We start from the raw sequence: 16110 nt of genomic DNA on the forward strand, positions 1-16110 counted from the left end.
CTCTCCATCACCTCTCACCCGTCCAGGCGCTCAAAAAATGGCAGGCCAAAAAACCGGATTTGTTCGTGAAGCGGGTTTACAACCAGCCGGGACTTGACACCCAGAGGCGCCACAAAACCCACGACGCGAGCCCCTCCCCCTTCAATAATTGCCTCAAGAACCACCTTCGCGTGGCCGCCAGCGCCAATTATTAGGAGCTCCTTCATCATGCGGCACCTGTTCTCCCGTATTCATCGGCGAATCGAATAATGTCATCCTCTCCAAGATAATCGCCGCTCTGTACCTCGATCATGACGAGGTCAACCATTCCAGGGTTGCTCAAGCGGTGCTGGGTGCCTGCTGGGATGTAGGTTGACTCGTTTGTGCGAACGAGCATGTCCTTTTCGCCGTTGATCACCCTGGCAATGCCGGAAACCACAATCCAGTGTTCGCTGCGATGGTGGTGCATCTGCAGCGAAAGCGTGCCCTTGGGTTTCACCACAATGCGCTTGATTTTGAAATCTTCAGCCTGTTCGAGCACGGTGTAAGTGCCCCATGGCCGGTGAACTTCGCGGTGGATTTTGTAGGCATCGTGGCCGCTGGCCTTGAGTTGTGCGGTGATCTGTTTGACGTCTTGGGCGCGGCTGCGGTCGGCCACGAGCACGGCGTCTGGGGTGTCCACCACGATCAGGTCGTGCACCCCCACCAGGCCGACGATGCGCTGCGGGCTTTGCACATAGCAGTTGTGGGCGTCGTGCAGCAGGGCTTCGCCGAGGATGCGGTTGCCCTGGGCGTCAGCGTCTTGCAAGTCGCTGAGTGCATTCCACGAACCGATGTCGCTCCAGCCGATGTCGCACGGCACCACGGCCACCTCGGAGGAGGGTTCCATCAAGGCGTAATCAATCGAGATGTCGGGGGCGTATTCGAAGGCCTCGGACCGCATCTCCACCTGGCTGATGCCCGCGCCCTGAATTTCTGCAGAGGCGACCAGGCAGTTTTGCACGCTCTCCAGCACACTGGGGGCATGCTCTGAGAGCTCGCGCAGCACGGCGTCAACTCGGAAGCAGAACATGCCGCTGTTCCAGAGGTAGCGACCGCTGCTCAGAAACTCGGAGGCTTTGGCCCGCGTGGGTTTTTCGACGAAGCGCAGCACGGTATTGCCCTCCGCTTCGATGTAGCCGAAGCCGGTTTCGGGGGCGGTGGGCTGGATGCCAAAGGTCACCATCTTGCCCTGTGCGGCCAGGGCACAGGCGTGGCTCACAGCTGCGGCGAACGCCTCCTGCTTGGTGATGAGATGGTCTGCGGCGAGCACGAGCAGAGTGGCGTCTGGCCCGAGGTGCTGTTCGGCCCAGAGCGCGGCGGCGGCCAGCGCGGGGGCGGTGTTGCGGCCGAAGGGCTCAAGAATGTAGGCGGTGGCTTTGCCTGTGGGGTTGACCTGGGCGTACTCGTCTTTGGTCTTGAATACGAGATCGCGGTTGGTGACGGTGAGGATCTGCTCAACGCCGGGCAGGGCAGCAGCGCGCAGAAAGGTCTTTTGCAGCAGGCTCTGGCCATCGGCCAACTGCATGAAGGGTTTGGGGTGCTGCTCGCGAGAGACGGGCCAGAGGCGGGTGCCTGCGCCACCAGAGAGGATGACGGGGAGTAGTTTTTGACAGGTGCTCATGGTTCGGATGGAAAAACATCTATTCCGAGGGACTGTGCGGCAAGCGCGAGACGCTTGTCGTAAGCGCCAAAGACAAGCAGGTGGGATGTTCCCAGCCTTTGGTGCAGTGCCTCGGCTGCGGCGAGATGCACAGCATCGTATCCGCGCAGGGAAAGAAGATCAGCCAATTCTCCCGCGCGGTGCAGCAGAGTTTGCGCCGCGCCGACAACGTCGAACTTTGGCCAGTCTGCTTCAAAATCGCGCCGCCAACGCTGCAGCGCGTCTGCGTCTGTTGCATCGGCGGCGCGCCGCCTGAACGCAGCGCGGGCCTCGACATAGGCGATGCCATGGGTCACCACGCGTTCTGCTTGCGCAATGGCGTGCCGCACCTCACTTGAGCCGGGCTCTTCGACGTAGAGTTTGACCAGCGCGGAGGTGTCGAGATACAGAATCAATCGCGCAACTCGCTAATGGTTTGTGCGAGTGATGGAGTTTCGGCGTGCAGCGCAATGTGTTCGCGCGCGCCCTGTGGTTTCCCCCCCTTGCCGACGCGTAGCCATGGCAATTCTTCCAGCATGGTGAGTGCGTCTTTCGGTTCCGGAGCATCAATAGGAGGCTCAACCCGCGCAATTTTTTTGCCATGCGAAGTGACAACCAAGCCCACGCCCGTGGAGACCCTGTGCAGATAGGTGGACAGATGCGCTTTGAACTCCCGAACGCCGACTTCAATCATCCTTGACCCTTTGGTTGTAATCACATCGTGTCATTGTAGCCTCAAGCTGATTTGCCGGCCTTTGTGATTCCTTGTGATTGATTGACCAAAGCCAGACCTGTTCGCTCAACAATATCAAGATGTTTTTCGCAGCGTCTGCTTGCGCTGGGCGAATTGCTGGTTGGCAATCCGTTTGCGTAGCACAGTCGGTGCGGGCGGGCTCATGTGTTTGTCATAAGCGCTCACCACCTCGTCCACCCCGCCAAACATTTTTACTTTGCCCCGCTCCATCCACAGCACTTTATTGCAGGTCTTGCGAATGGTGTCGCTGGAATGAATGGCGAGCACCACAATTTCCGCGCGGGCGTGCAGGTCTTGCAGGCGCTTGTTGGCCTTTTCCTGAAAGCTGGCATCGCCCACGCCGAGCACCTCGTCGAGCAGCAGGATGTCGGCTTCCACGGCGGTGGAAATGGCGAAGGCCAGGCGCACGCGCATGCCGCTGGAGTATGTGCGCAGGGGCAGGTCGAGGTAGTCGCCCAGTTCGGTGAACTTGGCGATGTCTTCGGTCTTGCGCTTGATTTCGGCGTCGGTCATGCCCAGCAGCAGGCCGCGCAGGCGGATGTTCTGGCGGCCGGTGGACTGGTCGTCCATGCCCAGGCTGATGTCGAGCAGGGGCACGGTTTTGCCTTGCACGGCGATGTGCCCCGCCGTGGGCGGGTAGATGCCGGCCATTACGCGCAGCAGGGTGCTTTTGCCGGCGCCGTTGTGGCCGATGAGGCCCAGGCGGTCACCGCTCTCCAGCTTGATGCTGAGGTCGTCTATGGCGCGCACCACGACCACGCCGGTGTTGTCTTCGGCAATGCGGTTGCGGCGCCCCATGCGCAGCACACGCTTCTTGAGCGAAATGGCTGACACATCGAAAATGGGCAGATCGAGGTGGACGTTTTGGAGGGTGATGCTGGCGGGCATGACGAAGTGGGGACTCGGGCGTCACACCAGGGTGACGAGGTCGCTGGAATACGCAGGCAATTGCGCATCGGTGGTGAGAAAGCGCAGCGGCTCTGAAATGGCTTGCGCGATGAGTAGCCTGTCGAACGGATCTTTGTGATGATTGGGCAGTGAGCCGACCGTCAGGGTGTGTTGCCAGGTGACGGGCAGCTCTTGAAACCCAGCTAAATGAAGCTGGCGCAGCAATTCAGAAACGTCAACCTGAATTTTTCCCAGCCCCGCCTTGATGGCAATTTCCCACAGGGAGGCTGCGCTGATGTAAACGGCGTCTGCGGCTTGCAGCATGTCGCGCGCTGTACCGGACAGGCGGGGGTCGTCTGTCATCGCCCACAGCATCACATGGGTGTCCAGAAGCAACTTCAAATCTTTAGCCCTTCGGTGAAACCCTGCAGCACCTCGGCGGGCAAAGGATCGTCAAAATCTTCAGCGAGTTGAATTTGTCCCTTCATCAAGCCGAGGCGCACGGTCGGCTTCGCTGTGGCTTGCAAGGCAGTCAGCCGGGCCACCGGCTTACGCGCCCGGGCGATGATGACCTCTTCGCCATGCTCGACACGCTCAATCAATTGAGACAAGGTTGTTTTGGCTTCGTGAATGTTGACGGTCTGCATGGCATTCGCAATTTTGCACGGAAATTGAGTCTAGTTTAGCCAAACACAAATCAGATACGGGCTTTGGAAAAATAGCGCACGCCCGGCATCCCTCCAAAGGCTTCGTCGATGGCAGCGACTTCGCCTTGCGGCATGACGGCCACGCAGGCGATGGCGTCGTTTTCGTCCCGCTGCACCGCAATGCGTTTGAACACCTCGAAGAGGGTGATGGCCGGTAGCAATAGCGCCGCTGGCTTTCAAATGATGGGCGCGAAGTGCTCTGCGCTTGGTCAGTCGGAGAAATACGCCAGCCAGCCCGATGAATCGACCACATGGCGCGTCATAGTCGGGCTCACGCGGCACTGTGGTGTCGATACCGCGCAGCAAACCCCGCAAGGCACGCGCGGGCTGCTGCATAACCAGCTCGATGCGCGAGCCAATCTGCACGACTTCGAGTTTTTGTCCGGGCTGGAGGACCAAGTGCTCGCGCACCCGCTTGGGGATAACGACTTGAAACTTGGGGGAGAGGGTCACGGTCTCCATGAAACGCCCATTGATTGCATCAGTCAACCCGACGCAGCGCGAGATCACAATCGATCAGTTTGCAGCGACGTCCCTCTTCCATAGTCGTCACACCCAATACGGAATTCGACGGTGGTAGCGCCCGGTCATGACCAGCGCCAGCAGCCAGCCGAACGCGGCCATGCCGATGGTGAGCCCCCAGGTAAAAGCGGGCGGCACTTCGCCCACCAAGGGCTGACGCACGATGTCGATAAGGTAGGCCAGCGGGTTGTATTCCACGATCCACTTGTGTTTGCCGCTGAGCATGCCGCCGTGAAACAGAATGGGGGTGACGTAGAACGCGACTTGCAGCAAGGCACTCACGATTTGCGGCAGGTCGCGAAAGCGCGCGGAAATGAGCCCGGCCACCGCCGCCATCCACATGGCATTGAGCAAAAACAGCACGAGGCCCGGAATGAACAGCGGCAGGGTGGCCCAGCTTTTCACGCCAAATATCAGCAGGGTGATGATCACGATGATGAAGTTGTGCGCAAAGATCACGCTATTGCGCCACGCGGCCTGCAAGATGTAAATCAACCGCGGGGTGTGCACCTGGCGGATGTAATTGGCGCTGTTGATGTAGGCGGTGCTGCCTTCGTTGACGATGCTGGAAAACAGCCCCCACATCACGATGCCGATGGCCAGCATGGGCAGGTAATCCGCGAGCTTCACACCGAACAGCGAGCCATACACCACGCCCATGGTGCCCACGAGCACGCCCATGCTGATGGTGAGCCAGAAGGGCCCGAGCTTGGAACGGGCGTAGCGCTGGCGAATCTCAAGCCAACCCAGCAGGCTCCACAAACGCCAGGCAAAAATGCTGCGGGTAAGGTCGTTGAAGGCGATGCGGAGTGCAGACATGTGGCGACAGATGTAGCGACAGCGGAGGGCTTGGAAGCGGCGATGTTACGTGACCGGTTGTGCAGACCATCGCTTGACCTGTTGACTCGCCTGACCTGTCGCCGCTTCGGCAAAGACGCTGAGTGCCACGCTGCTCACACTGGAATAAGTCTTTGCGCGGTAAGGCTATTGAATCGGCACGTTGAAGGTTGAAACGACTCATCCCCACCCCGCCCTCCCCACAAGTGGAGAGGGAACCAACACTCCTCCCCCACAGCGTGGGGGAGGCTGGGAGGGGGAGCGCCTTGCGTGGCGAGGCCTATGACCCGTTCATCCTTCTCCATGCCGGATCAATAGTCAGGCACCTCCAGGCTCAGCCCGCATTTGACTTGGCCTCGCCTGGCCGAAACTGCATGCGGTGTAGCTGGGCATAGAGGCCGTCTTTTTGCAGCAACTCGGCCTGCGTGCCGAGTTCGATCAGACGGCCCTCGTCGAGCACGGCGATGCGGTGGCAGTGGGCTATTGTTGCAAGCCGGTGGGCGATCACGATGGTGGTGCGGCCTTCCATGAGGCGGTTGATGGCTTGCTGCACGAGGCGCTCGCTTTCGGCGTCGAGCGCGCTGGTGGCTTCGTCGAGGATGAGCAGCGGGGCGTTGCGGTACAGCGCACGGGCAATGGAGAGCCGCTGGCGCTGCCCGCCTGAGAGCTGCGAGCCGTTGTGGCCGACCGGGGCCTGCAAACCGCCGGGCAAGCCGCGCACGAAATCACCCAAGGCGGCGGCGTTGAGCGCGGCCCAGGCGCGGTCTTCGTCCACCTCGGAGCCAAAGCTGACGTTGGCGCCAATGCTGTCGTTGAGCAGCACCACGTCTTGGCCGACATAGGCGATCTGCTCGCGCAAGCTGTGCAGATTCCAGTCGCGCAGCGGCACGCCATCGAGCAGCAGTCGGCCCCGAGTGGGCTCCAGCAGGCGCGGAACCAGGCGCATGAGCGTGGTCTTGCCCGCGCCGGACGGGCCTACGAGCGCAAGGCTTTCGCCCGCCTGCACGCGCAGCCGAATGCCGTCGAGCACCGGGCGGTCCATGGCACTGAGGATGACGCCCACATCGTCAAACTCAAGATCGCCGCGCACGCGCCCGGCGGTGTGCGTGCCGGTGTCTTGCTCTCGCGGCGCATCCACAATGCTGCGCAGACGGTCGAGGGAGCTGAGCGCGCGCATCATCGGCTGGACGATGTCGGCCACGCGGCGCAGCGGCGACAGCGTCATCATCATCGCGGTAATGAACGCCACAAACCCGCCCACACTGTGCTGCCCCGACACATCGCTTTGCCACATAGCAAACACGATGACCACCGAAACCGCCAGCGCCGACAGCCATTGCGACACCGGCGTGGTCGTGGAACCCGACACCAGCGTTTTCACCGTGGTGCGGCGCAAAAATTGGTTGATGCGATCGAACCGCGCGGCAAAACCGCTCTGCGCGTTGTGCACCCGAATCACCGGCGCGGCTAGCATGCCCTCCTCCAGCGCGTAGGAGGTTTCTTCCGCCGCCTTCTGCATTTGCGCATTCAAGCGCTTGGCGCGGCGGCTGATGATGCGCATGGTGAAAATCAGCGGCAGCAAAATGCCCAGGGTCAACAGCGTCAGACTCCAGTTGACCCACAGCAGATAGCCGAACAAAGCGATCAAGGTGAAGCTATCGCGCACCAGCGTGAGCAAGCCCGGAAAGATCATGCCAAGCGCCAACTGCGCCTCATACACCGACGCCCCGATCAGGCTGCTGGCGCTCTCGCGCTGGAGTTGCGCCAGCTGCGCGTGCACAATCTGCCCGTAAACCAGTTCCCGCACCCGCGCGAGCACGTTCTGCGTCAACCACTGAGTGAGAAACTGCGAAGCCAGCCACGCCAAACCCCGCACCGTGAACAAGCCCATGAGCACCGCAGGCACCGCCCACAAGGGAAAGTCCCGCTTCGCCGTGAAGCCCACGTCGAGCACATGCTTCATCAGAGCTGGAAGCACCGGTTCGGTCGCTGCCACAATCGCGGCGAAGAGCACGATGAGCAAGGCGGCGGAGCGGTTGCGGGGGTTGGCGTTAAAAAGTTGCCGCAGCAGACGAACCGCAGAGCCAGACGGTCTCAAACTTCTTTCAGACATATAGAACACTCATGCTTATAAAGCGACAGAGCATAGCCTCCAGCAGCTTGACCGACACTTCAATATTTACAACTTTTGCCATTGTCTTTGCCGCGGCCTCCACTCCGCTACCGACAGCATGGGGCTCTGCTTCGTTGTTTTTTTTGCTGATCGCATTTTTCCTCCAATCCCTCAAGAAAAACACATGGCTTCGCATTCGCAGAAATTCTCTAGCTTGGGCCGCGATGGGATTACTCACGGCGCTAGCCATAGGTATGCTTTATGGCGCAACGCCGCTTTCACAAGCATTCGAGTTCTGGACAAAATATCTCAAATTGCTAGCAATCCCAATCATCATTGGACTCGCTCCCGATGAAAGATTGAAGCGCTTGGCATTAAACGCGGCGTTGACCGCACTAGTCCTGTCATTGCTAGTATCTTACGCACGATATTTTGGCATCATACCGCTCTATACCGATCCAAATCAAGCCTATATTGGCTTTCAAAACAGGATCACCTTTGGCCTTTATACATCAATTGCAAGTTACATATTCGCATACCGCGCCATTAAGCATAGTGACAAGAACTGGAAAGTTGCTTATTTAATACTTTTTCTATCCAGCTCCTTTAATACTTTGGCCGTCAACAACGGACGAACCGGCTATGTGATATTTTTCGCACTCACAGCTATGTTTCTTTATCGAAACATACAACCAAGATGGAGGCTGCCATCGGCTGGGGTTGCACTAATCACCATTACCGCGCTTCTATTGGCCTCTCCAGTCTCGCGTGATCGCATAGAAAGAAGTATATCGAATGCGGAAACAATTCAACAAAAAGCGCCGGTGGAACAAAGTTCGACTGTTATTCGATGGCAATTTCTGAAGAATAGCATAGACATAATTCGGAGCGCACCCTTATTTGGACATGGCACGGGAAGCTTCGAAAGCCAATACGAAAAGCGCATAATTGGCACCACTCAAGTCGGCAGCTCAAACCCGCACAATGATTATCTTTTGATACTATCACAGCTTGGAGTATTTGGCCTATTTTTTGAAATATTTTTTATAGCCACAATATATATAAAAGCGAGGCTGATGAACAATGAATCACAGGAGTGGGCATATGCCTTATTAGTTGCGTTCATTTTATACTCAGGCCTTAACTCCACACTTCTTGATGCAGGCGAAGGGAGATTTTTTGTAGTTCTTTTGGCAATAGTACTCCAACACAGCACGAGTCACGCCATTAAAAACTTCGCCTACAAAAATAATAATTCGGGGCTTGATTAAGATGGCAAATTTGAGCTTGATAATAATCACAAAAAATGAAGCGCATAACATCGCGAAATGCATTAATTCCACGCAAGGAATAACAGAGGAAGTCATTGTATTTGACTCGGGAAGCACCGATGGAACAAAGGAAATTTGCCGCCAATTGGGTGCAAGAGTTTATGAAACTGATTGGCCTGGATTCGGGCCACAAAAAAACCGTGCATTGCAAGAAGCCGCTGGCGAGTGGATATTATCACTCGACGCAGATGAGCAACTCAGCCCCGAACTAAAAGAGGAAATAATCACCATATTAAATGGCGAGCACAATAATGCGGTCAGCTATTCAATCCCCAGAAAGTCGAGCTATTGCGGTCAATTTATGAAGCATAGCGGATGGTGGCCAGATCGGGTTGTGCGTCTTTTCAAAAAATCTGCTGGAAAATTTACTGACGACATAGTACACGAAAGAGTCATTTTCTCAGGAAAACTTGCGGAATTAAAAGGCTGCATCATACATAATTCCATAGTCAGCATTGAGCAGTCGATTGAAAAAATGAACTCCTACTCAACTTCTGGCTCCATGCGACTCACCGAGCTAGGAGTTCGCACATCCATTACAAGAGCAATTTTTAAAGGGCTATGGGCTTTTTTCAGAACTTATATTCTAAGACTTGGTATTTTAGATGGCCGTATGGGGTTTATTTTGGCTGTTGCCAATGCAGAGGGAGTTTATTATCGTCATGTCAAGACATGGGTGAGGCAACGTGACCAGTCCAAATGACACAAAGAGCAACCTGAGTGTAGTTATATTGACATACAATCGTAGTGATGCACTTTTTGCAGTACTCTACGGCTTGACCCATCAAAATATAAAGCCCCAGGAAGTAATTATTACAGATGACGGATCTACCGTACATCACAGGCTGGCCATTAAGCAGCACTTAGCAGAGCGCAACTGGCCATTCAAAATAAAATATATCTGGCATCCTGATATTGGATTTACGGCGGCCCGCGCAAGAAATCAAGGCGTTATTAATTCATCGGGTGACTACATTATATTATTAGACGGTGATTGCGTTCCAAAGGAAGACTTCATTCTTCAGCATTTATTTCTCAAGAGGCCAAGATGTTTCATAAATGGCAGTCGCGTGCTACTGAATAAAAATTTAACAAAAAAAGTTATAGCTAGGCCAGAAACTATCGGTCTTTCATCTTCTTATTGGCTTATGCAAAAAATTACGGGCCAAACGAATAAATGGATTCCGACCGTCATGCGTATTCCCCACCAATGCCGACGCGGGTCTGCCGTGTTTCATTGGAAAGGAATAAGGAGCTGCAATTTCTCTCTTTGGCGGGAGGATTTTGACAAAGTCAACGGTTTTGACGAGATGTTCGTCGGCTGGGGGCATGAAGACGCGGACTTTGTCTGGCGGCTACATCAAGCAGGTTGCCGACGTATCAATGGTTTTTGGGCCACCGAAGTGCTGCATCTATGGCACAAGGAGGCCAGCAGAGATCGCGAATCGGCTAATGTCAGGCGCTTACAAGAACGCATGAGCGATCCGAATGCGGGGTATGTGGCAAAAAAAGGCATCCGCGAAGCAGCCTATGACGATTGCGAGATCGTCTACTCCAACTGATGCCTGCCCGGAACCATTCCCCCTTTCCCAACTCAGCCTTTTTGTCGTCCTGTTCTAATTCAATTGCGCATCGCAGCAAGACTTGCGAATTTTTACTCCGGCAGGGCTCTCGTCCTTCTTAGAATTCCATTGCTGTGTTGGCTTCGGTCTGGCCGAAGCAACACGGCTCTTTTACTGACACCCTCATGCAGCGACGCCGCTTTGTTTTAGGTTCTCTCTCTGCTCCGCTTGTTCGCGGGGCGGCTTCTTTTGTTGGGCTCGCCGCGCTGGCCAAATCGGCGCAGGCGCAGTTCAAGGTGGATGTTTCGGGCATCGGCGCCACGCAGATTCCCGTGGGCATCGGCGCTTTTCGCGACCTGAACCATTGCCCGCAGCCGATTGCCGACATCGTGCGGGCCGATCTCACGCGCAGCGGGCTGTTCGCCGTGAGCAATCTGGGAGAGCAAACGCTCACCGAGCAAGGCCCGCCGAATTACGCCGCCTGGCGTTCGCAAAATCTCGAAGCGGTGGCGGGGGGCAGCGTGGCGCAGGTGGCGGGCGGGCGTTGGCAAGTTCAGTTCCGCCTGTGGGACGCGGTGAAGCAGGCCGATCTCGGTGGTCTGGCGCTGACGGTCATGCCGGGCGACCTGCGACTGGCGGCGCACAAGATCAGCGATTACATCTACCAGAAGCTCACCGGACAGCGCGGGGTGTTTGCCACGCGCATTACCTACATCACTAAGGCGGGACAGCACAATTTCTCGCTCAACATCGCCGACAGCGATGGCGCCAATCCGCAGTTTGCGCTGCGCAGTCGCGAGCCGCTGCTCTCGCCAGTTTGGTCGCCCAACGGGCAGGAACTGGCCTATGTCTCATTCGAGACCGGCAAGCCCGTCGTCTTCATGCAGGATGTGCGCAGCGGCGCACGGCGCGCAGTGGCCAATTTCAAGGGATCGAACAGCGCACCAGCCTTCTCGCCGGATGGCAGCACGCTGGCCGTGGTGCTCACCCTCACCGGGCGCTCGCAGATTTATCTCATGCCCAGCAAAGGCGGCACGCCGCGGCAGTTGATGCGCTCGTATTCGATCGACACCGAGCCGACTTTTTCGCCCGACGGCCAGAGCCTGTATTTCGTCAGCGACCGCGATGGCGGCCCGCAGGTTTACAAGGTCGGGCTCAATGGCGGCAGCGTGCAGCGCATCACCTACAGCGGCAGCTATAACGTCAGCCCGGCCATCAGCCCCGATGGCAAGACGCTGGCCTACATTTCACAACAGGGCAACAGCTACCAGCTCTGGTCGATCAATCTCGCCACCAACGCCACCCAGTTGCTCGATGATGGCAGCGATTGCGGTCACCCGAGCTTTGCCCCGAACGGCCAGATCGTGCTTTATTCTGCCGGGGGGCCTGGCGGTGAAGTACTCAAAACGGTGTCGATTGACGGTCGTGTGCGCTCGACCTTGTCGCAGGCCGGCGTGCAGGTGCGCGAACCCAGTTGGGGACCCTGGACGCCGGATCGCTGAGGCTGCTTTCCACTGATAATTTTTTATTTCGCTTTCTCTTTCTTTTTTCTCGTTTTATCTGTTCTTCGTTGCACCCACCCCTTTTTACCCACCCTGATCGGAGAAACTCGTGAACATGCGCACTACCCTGGTATTTACCGCACTCGCTGCCGCCTTGGCCCTTGGTGGCTGCGCGTCACCCGTGCCTGTCAAACAAGCGCCAGTCGAGTCCAAGGCGCCCACCGCTGTGGAAGGCGGCACCGCAGGCGCCAATGCCAACGGCGCTGGTCAGAACCAGGTCGCCGCGGTACAAGCCCCGGCTGAGACCAACGCCGGCCCCGGCCCCAACGTGCCCAAGAGCGTGTATTTCGCGTTCAACAGCTACACGGTGGAAAGCCAATACACCCCGGTGCTCAACGCCAACGCCACCTATCTCACGCAACACCCGCAGGCTCATGTGCAACTGCAAGGCAATACCGATGCCCGTGGCAGCCGCGAATACAACCTGGCGCTGGGCCAGAAGCGTGCAGATGCGGTGATGAAGGGCATGGAGCTGCTCGGCGTGAAGCCCGCGCAGATGGAAGCCATCAGCTACGGCAAGGAAAAGCCCAAGGCCCTGGGCAACACCGAGGCTGACTACGCCGAAAACCGTCGCGTTGACATCGTCTATCAACGATGAGCCGCTTCACTTTTTCGCAAGCCGCCCGCCCGCTGCGCCGTGTGCAGCAGGTGCTGCCTGCGGCTTTGCTGGCCGCGGGGCTGGGCATGGGTCTGGCCGCGCCAGCCCATGCCGACATGTTCCCGGACAACGAGGCGCGGCGCGCCATTCTTGATCTGCGCAACCAGGTGACGCAGAACCAGCAGGCCACGCAGAACCAGCTCGCGCAGCAGGCGCAGCAGATCCAGCAGATCCGCAACTCATTGCTCGATCTGTCGAACCAGATCGAGCAGATGCGCGGAGAAATCGCCCAGGTGCGCGGCAAGCAAGACGCCGCCACACAGCAGCTCAACGATGCGCTGGGCAAGCTGCAGACCAGCCAGCAGCAGCTCACCCAGCGCCTCAAACCGCTGGAGCCGGTGCAGGTGCAGATCAACGGTCAGACTTATACGGTGCAGCCCGCAGAAAAAGCCGCTTTCGAGCAGGCGCTGGCCACCTTCCGCAACGGTGATTTTGCGGGCAGCGCCACGCAGTTGAAGGCGTTTTTGGCGCAGTATCCGTCCAGCCCGTATGACGCCGATGCCCAGTATTGGCTGGCCAACGCGCAATACGCGCAAAAGCAGTACAAGGATGCCATCGCCTCGTTTCAGGGCCTGATTCAGAGCAGCCCGAACAACCCGCGCTTGCCCGAAGCCATGCTGGGGCTGGCGAACTGCCAGATCGAGGTGCGGCAAATCGTCGCAGCGCGCAAAACGCTGAACGAACTGGTGAAGACCTACCCGCAGTCTGAAGCGGCGCAGGCCGGGCGCGACCGGCTGGCCAAGCTGCGTGACAGAGTGATCGGCAGCGTCGTTCCCGCAAACTGCGAGCCGGATTGCCGAACCCCGTCCCGGCAACACGGCTGGCATCGTCATGGAACAATAACGCATTGCGGCGAGACCCATCCGTTCTCGTCATCCAGGCACTTTCTCTTCCATGTCGTTCGCTTCCGTTCCCGTCATCAACGCCACCGTCCTCTGGGCGGGCTTCGCCCTGAGCCTGGTGTTTGGTGCCATCATGCAGCGCACGCGTTTTTGCACCATGGGGTCGGTAAGCGACATTGTCAACATGGGCTCGTGGATGCGCATGCGCATGTGGGTGCTGGCCATTGCCACGGCGACCATCGGCTTCAATCTGCTGGCCGCCACCGGGCAGATCGACTCGGCGCAGACGATCTACACCACGTCCAGGGTGCTCTGGCTGTCGGCCCTGGTGGGCGGCGTGTTGTTCGGCTTCGGCATGGTGCTGGCCTCGGGCTGCGGCAGCAAAACTCTGGTGCGCATTGGCGAGGGCAATCTCAAAGCCGTGGTCGTTTTTGTGATGATCGCGATATTCGCCTACATCACCCTGCGCGGCATCACGGCCGAGGTGCGGGTGCGGGTGTTCGACAAAGTGGCGTTCAATCTCTCGGGGCCGCAGGATTTGCCCGCGATCTTTGCCCACGCCACCGGGCTGCCGCTGGCCGATTTGCAACTGGTGCTGGGCCTGGGCGTCGGGCTGCTGCTGGGCATCTGGGCCTTGAGCGCGCGCGAGTTTCGTACCGCCAACAACCTGCTCGCGGGTTTCGGCCTGGGCGCCGTCATCGTGGCGGTCTGGTTCGTTTCGGGCAAACTGGGCTTTCTGGCGGAAGACCCGCAAACGCTGCAGGCCGCGTACATCGGCACGCAGAACAACAAGATGGAATCGCTGAGCTTTGTCGCGCCGCTGGCCTACACCCTGTTCTGGTTCATGATGTACAGCGACGCCAGCAATGTGCTGACGCTGGGCATTGTGTCGGTGTTCGGCGTGATCGCGGGTTCTGCCGGTATGGCGCTCATCACGCGCCAGTTCCGCTGGGAAGGTTTTCGCGGCGCGGAAGATACGGCCAACCACATGGTCGGCGGCGCGCTGATGGGCATTGGCGGCGTGACCGCGCTGGGCTGCACCATCGGCCAGGGCATGAGCGGGGTGTCCACCCTGTCCATCACCAGCTGGATCGCGTTTCTGTCCATCGTGGGCGGCGCTGTGCTCGGGGTGAAGTATCAGGCCTGGCGCGTCGAGCGCACCGCCTGACGCGCTCGACCATGCACGCCTCCCCTTTCGTCGCCATCCCCCCCGCCGAAACGCCCGACCTGGACCGGCGTTTCGGCGGCCTTTCACGGCTGTATGGCCCGGTCGGCGCCCAACGCATCCTCCAGGCGCATGCGGTCGTCGTCGGCGTGGGCGGCGTGGGATCTTGGGCCGCCGAAGCCCTGGCCCGCAGTGGCCTGGGGCAGCTCACACTGATCGACCTCGACCACGTTGCCGAATCCAACATCAACCGGCAGATTCAGGCGCTGGACAGCACCTTGGGCATGTCCAAAGTGGGGGCGCTGCAAGCGCGATTTGCGCAGATCAACCCAGAGTGCCGCGTCAATGGAGTGGAAGAGTTCGTCGATGCCGAAAACGCCGAGGCACTCATTCCAGCTAACGCCCAGGTGGTGATCGACTGCTGCGATCAGGTGCGAGCCAAGGCCGCGCTCGCCGCGCTCTGCCTGCAACGCCGCCAGGCCCTATTCATGGCCGGCGCTGCGGGCGGCAAGCGCCATGCCGACGCCCTGCAATGCGCCGATCTGTCGGAAGTCACGCACGACCCGCTGCTCTCCAACGTGCGCTACCAGCTACGCCGCCAACATGGCGCTCCTCGCAATGGCCGCATCGGCGTGCTCTGCGCGTTCAGCAAGGAAGCCATCATTCGCCCCGAAACAAGCACTTGCGACCCGCTGGCCGAAGAGGCGACACCGCCCGACAACAGCCTCAACTGCGCCGGTTTCGGCTCCAGCGTGATGGTGACCGCCTCCATGGGCATGATGCTCGTCGCCCGCGCCATGGATGCCATGCTATGATCACAAGCTTGATTTCTGTGGGGTCGTTAGCTCAGTCGGTAGAGCAGCGGACTTTTAATCCGTTGGTCGCGTGTTCGAGTCACGCACGACCCACCAGACCCACCAAGACGCACCGTTGAAACCAAATCAAACGGGTTGTTAGCTCAGTTGGTAGAGCAGCGGACTCTTAATCCGTAGGTCGACAGTTCGAGCCTGTCACAACCCACCAATAAAATCATGCACTTAGCCCACCTTCACCGGTGGGCTTTTTGCTTCCTGGGGCACTGGTGGGGCACTCAGAGACAAAAACAAGCAACACAGCGCAGCACAAGAGCGGGAAGGTGCAGACTTGACCCCGGCTTTTTTCCCCCTGTCACCCGAGTTCGACACCAACAGCGCCAAGTCTTTGTTTTCATTGGTGTCGGCTAAAAAATTGCCACTACAGCAGGGGCATCTGGGCGTCGCGGGTCGGTCTGGGCAGCTTGAGGGCCTGGAAGAGAAGCGCCTGGTTGGCGTCGATGCTGGAGATGCCGTCGATCGAGTCGGCGCCGTTGATACGCACACGGTGCCGCTGGATGGCGCGCAGTTGTTCGAGCGCGCGTTCCGGGGAGACCTTGGCGCCTGCGAGCTTGAGGCGGCTGCGCATGACCCTGTACAGGATTAGGGCGATGAAGCACAGCATCGCGTGGGCGCGGATGCGATCGGGCAGACGGTG

Annotated in this window: 16 protein-coding genes, 2 tRNA genes and 4 pseudogenes; 10 read left to right on the forward strand and 12 right to left on the reverse strand. The window is 58.5% G+C overall.

The features are described 5' to 3' along the window. Positions 1–149: 149 nt before the first annotated feature. The 11 genes and pseudogenes from B7X30_RS15760 to B7X30_RS11575 all read right to left on the reverse strand — a co-directional run. Positions 150–209, reverse strand: a pseudogene (locus B7X30_RS15760) (PglD-related sugar-binding protein); the annotation flags it as partial. Further along, positions 206–1642, reverse strand: a complete 1437-nt coding sequence (locus B7X30_RS11530) for a mannose-1-phosphate guanylyltransferase/mannose-6-phosphate isomerase (RefSeq protein ID WP_286730738.1) — start codon at positions 1640–1642, stop codon at positions 206–208. The pseudogene B7X30_RS15760 and the gene B7X30_RS11530, both read right to left, overlap by 4 nt. Then, positions 1639–2076 carry a type II toxin-antitoxin system VapC family toxin gene (locus B7X30_RS11535; RefSeq protein WP_286730739.1) on the reverse strand — a complete coding sequence of 146 codons (438 nt, stop codon included), beginning with the start codon at positions 2074–2076 and terminating at the stop codon, positions 1639–1641. The genes B7X30_RS11530 and B7X30_RS11535 overlap by 4 nt, the downstream gene beginning before the upstream one ends. Then, positions 2073–2354, reverse strand: coding sequence for a type II toxin-antitoxin system Phd/YefM family antitoxin (locus tag B7X30_RS11540; RefSeq protein WP_286730742.1), 282 nt, complete (start codon positions 2352–2354; stop codon positions 2073–2075). Before B7X30_RS11540 ends, B7X30_RS11535 begins: the two co-directional genes overlap by 4 nt. Before the next feature lie 114 nt (positions 2355–2468). After that, positions 2469–3302 carry an ABC transporter ATP-binding protein gene (locus B7X30_RS11545; RefSeq protein ID WP_286730743.1) on the reverse strand — a complete coding sequence of 278 codons (834 nt, stop codon included), beginning with the start codon at positions 3300–3302 and terminating at the stop codon, positions 2469–2471. A gap of 21 nt (positions 3303–3323) precedes the next feature. Next, the gene (locus tag B7X30_RS11550) at positions 3324–3704 is read right to left on the reverse strand and encodes a type II toxin-antitoxin system VapC family toxin (RefSeq protein WP_286730745.1); all 381 of its coding nucleotides are present in this window, start codon (positions 3702–3704) and stop codon (positions 3324–3326) included. Then, positions 3701–3949 carry a type II toxin-antitoxin system Phd/YefM family antitoxin gene (locus B7X30_RS11555; protein ID WP_276726678.1) on the reverse strand — a complete coding sequence of 83 codons (249 nt, stop codon included), beginning with the start codon at positions 3947–3949 and terminating at the stop codon, positions 3701–3703. The genes B7X30_RS11550 and B7X30_RS11555 overlap by 4 nt, the downstream gene beginning before the upstream one ends. A gap of 50 nt (positions 3950–3999) precedes the next feature. After that, entirely contained in the window at positions 4000–4143 is a 144-nt protein-coding gene (locus B7X30_RS11560) for a PIN domain-containing protein (RefSeq protein WP_286730764.1), read from the reverse strand. Positions 4144–4402: 259 nt separating this feature from the next. Next, positions 4403–4471: pseudogene (locus B7X30_RS11565) on the reverse strand (AbrB/MazE/SpoVT family DNA-binding domain-containing protein); the annotation flags it as partial. An 87-nt stretch (positions 4472–4558) separates the two neighbouring features. Beyond that, on the reverse strand, positions 4559–5350 hold the full coding sequence (locus B7X30_RS11570) for an ABC transporter permease (RefSeq protein ID WP_286730749.1): 792 nt from the start codon (positions 5348–5350) through the stop codon (positions 4559–4561). Positions 5351–5702: 352 nt separating this feature from the next. Continuing rightward, positions 5703–7382, reverse strand: a complete 1680-nt coding sequence (locus tag B7X30_RS11575) for an ATP-binding cassette domain-containing protein (protein WP_286730757.1) — start codon at positions 7380–7382, stop codon at positions 5703–5705. Positions 7383–7528: 146 nt separating this feature from the next. Between B7X30_RS11575 and B7X30_RS11580 the strand changes: the two genes are divergently transcribed. From B7X30_RS11580 to B7X30_RS11625, 10 genes and pseudogenes are all read left to right on the forward strand, one after another. Further along, a complete protein-coding gene (locus B7X30_RS11580; RefSeq protein ID WP_286730751.1) occupies positions 7529–8752 on the forward strand; it encodes an O-antigen ligase family protein in 1224 nt (407 codons plus the stop codon). A 1-nt stretch (position 8753) separates the two neighbouring features. Then, positions 8754–9515 carry a glycosyltransferase family 2 protein gene (locus B7X30_RS11585; RefSeq protein WP_013123966.1) on the forward strand — a complete coding sequence of 254 codons (762 nt, stop codon included), beginning with the start codon at positions 8754–8756 and terminating at the stop codon, positions 9513–9515. Beyond that, a complete protein-coding gene (locus B7X30_RS11590; protein WP_286730753.1) occupies positions 9499–10374 on the forward strand; it encodes a glycosyltransferase in 876 nt (291 codons plus the stop codon). Before B7X30_RS11585 ends, B7X30_RS11590 begins: the two co-directional genes overlap by 17 nt. A gap of 185 nt (positions 10375–10559) precedes the next feature. After that, positions 10560–11876 (forward strand): Tol-Pal system beta propeller repeat protein TolB, encoded by a 1317-nt coding sequence (gene tolB, locus B7X30_RS11595; protein WP_276709536.1) that lies wholly within the window; start codon positions 10560–10562, stop codon positions 11874–11876. 115 nt (positions 11877–11991) lie between these two features. Beyond that, positions 11992–12534, forward strand: coding sequence for a peptidoglycan-associated lipoprotein Pal (gene pal / locus B7X30_RS11600; protein ID WP_156055300.1), 543 nt, complete (start codon positions 11992–11994; stop codon positions 12532–12534). A 272-nt stretch (positions 12535–12806) separates the two neighbouring features. Continuing rightward, a pseudogene (gene ybgF, locus B7X30_RS11605) lies at positions 12807–13289 on the forward strand (tol-pal system protein YbgF); the annotation flags it as partial. Between the two features lie 199 nt (positions 13290–13488). Next, complete coding sequence (locus tag B7X30_RS11610; RefSeq protein ID WP_286730754.1) at positions 13489–14604, forward strand: YeeE/YedE family protein; 1116 nt, start codon at positions 13489–13491, stop codon at positions 14602–14604. Between the two features lie 11 nt (positions 14605–14615). Further along, positions 14616–15416, forward strand: coding sequence for a tRNA threonylcarbamoyladenosine dehydratase (locus tag B7X30_RS11615; protein WP_286730761.1), 801 nt, complete (start codon positions 14616–14618; stop codon positions 15414–15416). 20 nt (positions 15417–15436) lie between these two features. Continuing rightward, a tRNA-Lys gene (locus tag B7X30_RS11620) sits at positions 15437–15512 on the forward strand. Positions 15513–15548: 36 nt separating this feature from the next. Next, positions 15549–15624: transfer RNA gene (locus B7X30_RS11625), tRNA-Lys, on the forward strand. Positions 15625–15834: 210 nt separating this feature from the next. Here the strand turns inward: B7X30_RS11625 and B7X30_RS11630 are convergent. Continuing rightward, positions 15835–16110, reverse strand: a pseudogene (locus tag B7X30_RS11630) (IS1634 family transposase); the annotation flags it as partial.

This window comes from Thiomonas sp. 13-64-67, assembly GCF_002282795.1.
Taxonomy (GTDB): domain Bacteria; phylum Pseudomonadota; class Gammaproteobacteria; order Burkholderiales; family Burkholderiaceae_C; genus Thiomonas; species Thiomonas arsenitoxydans.

Excerpts from the sequence above, each read along its gene's own strand:
- B7X30_RS11570 (WP_286730749.1), bottom strand. The coding sequence starts at position 5,350 with ATGTCTGCACTCCGCATCGCCTTCAACGACCTTACCCGCAGCATTTTT.
- B7X30_RS11530 (WP_286730738.1), bottom strand. The coding sequence starts at position 1,642 with ATGAGCACCTGTCAAAAACTACTCCCCGTCATCCTCTCTGGTGGCGCA.
- B7X30_RS11540 (WP_286730742.1), bottom strand. The coding sequence starts at position 2,354 with ATGATTGAAGTCGGCGTTCGGGAGTTCAAAGCGCATCTGTCCACCTAT.
- tolB (WP_276709536.1), top strand. The coding sequence starts at position 10,560 with ATGCAGCGACGCCGCTTTGTTTTAGGTTCTCTCTCTGCTCCGCTTGTT.
- B7X30_RS11555 (WP_276726678.1), bottom strand. The coding sequence starts at position 3,949 with ATGCAGACCGTCAACATTCACGAAGCCAAAACAACCTTGTCTCAATTG.
- pal (WP_156055300.1), top strand. The coding sequence starts at position 11,992 with ATGCGCACTACCCTGGTATTTACCGCACTCGCTGCCGCCTTGGCCCTT.
- B7X30_RS11585 (WP_013123966.1), top strand. The coding sequence starts at position 8,754 with ATGGCAAATTTGAGCTTGATAATAATCACAAAAAATGAAGCGCATAAC.
- B7X30_RS11615 (WP_286730761.1), top strand. The coding sequence starts at position 14,616 with ATGCACGCCTCCCCTTTCGTCGCCATCCCCCCCGCCGAAACGCCCGAC.
- B7X30_RS11545 (WP_286730743.1), bottom strand. The coding sequence starts at position 3,302 with ATGCCCGCCAGCATCACCCTCCAAAACGTCCACCTCGATCTGCCCATT.
- B7X30_RS11610 (WP_286730754.1), top strand. The coding sequence starts at position 13,489 with ATGTCGTTCGCTTCCGTTCCCGTCATCAACGCCACCGTCCTCTGGGCG.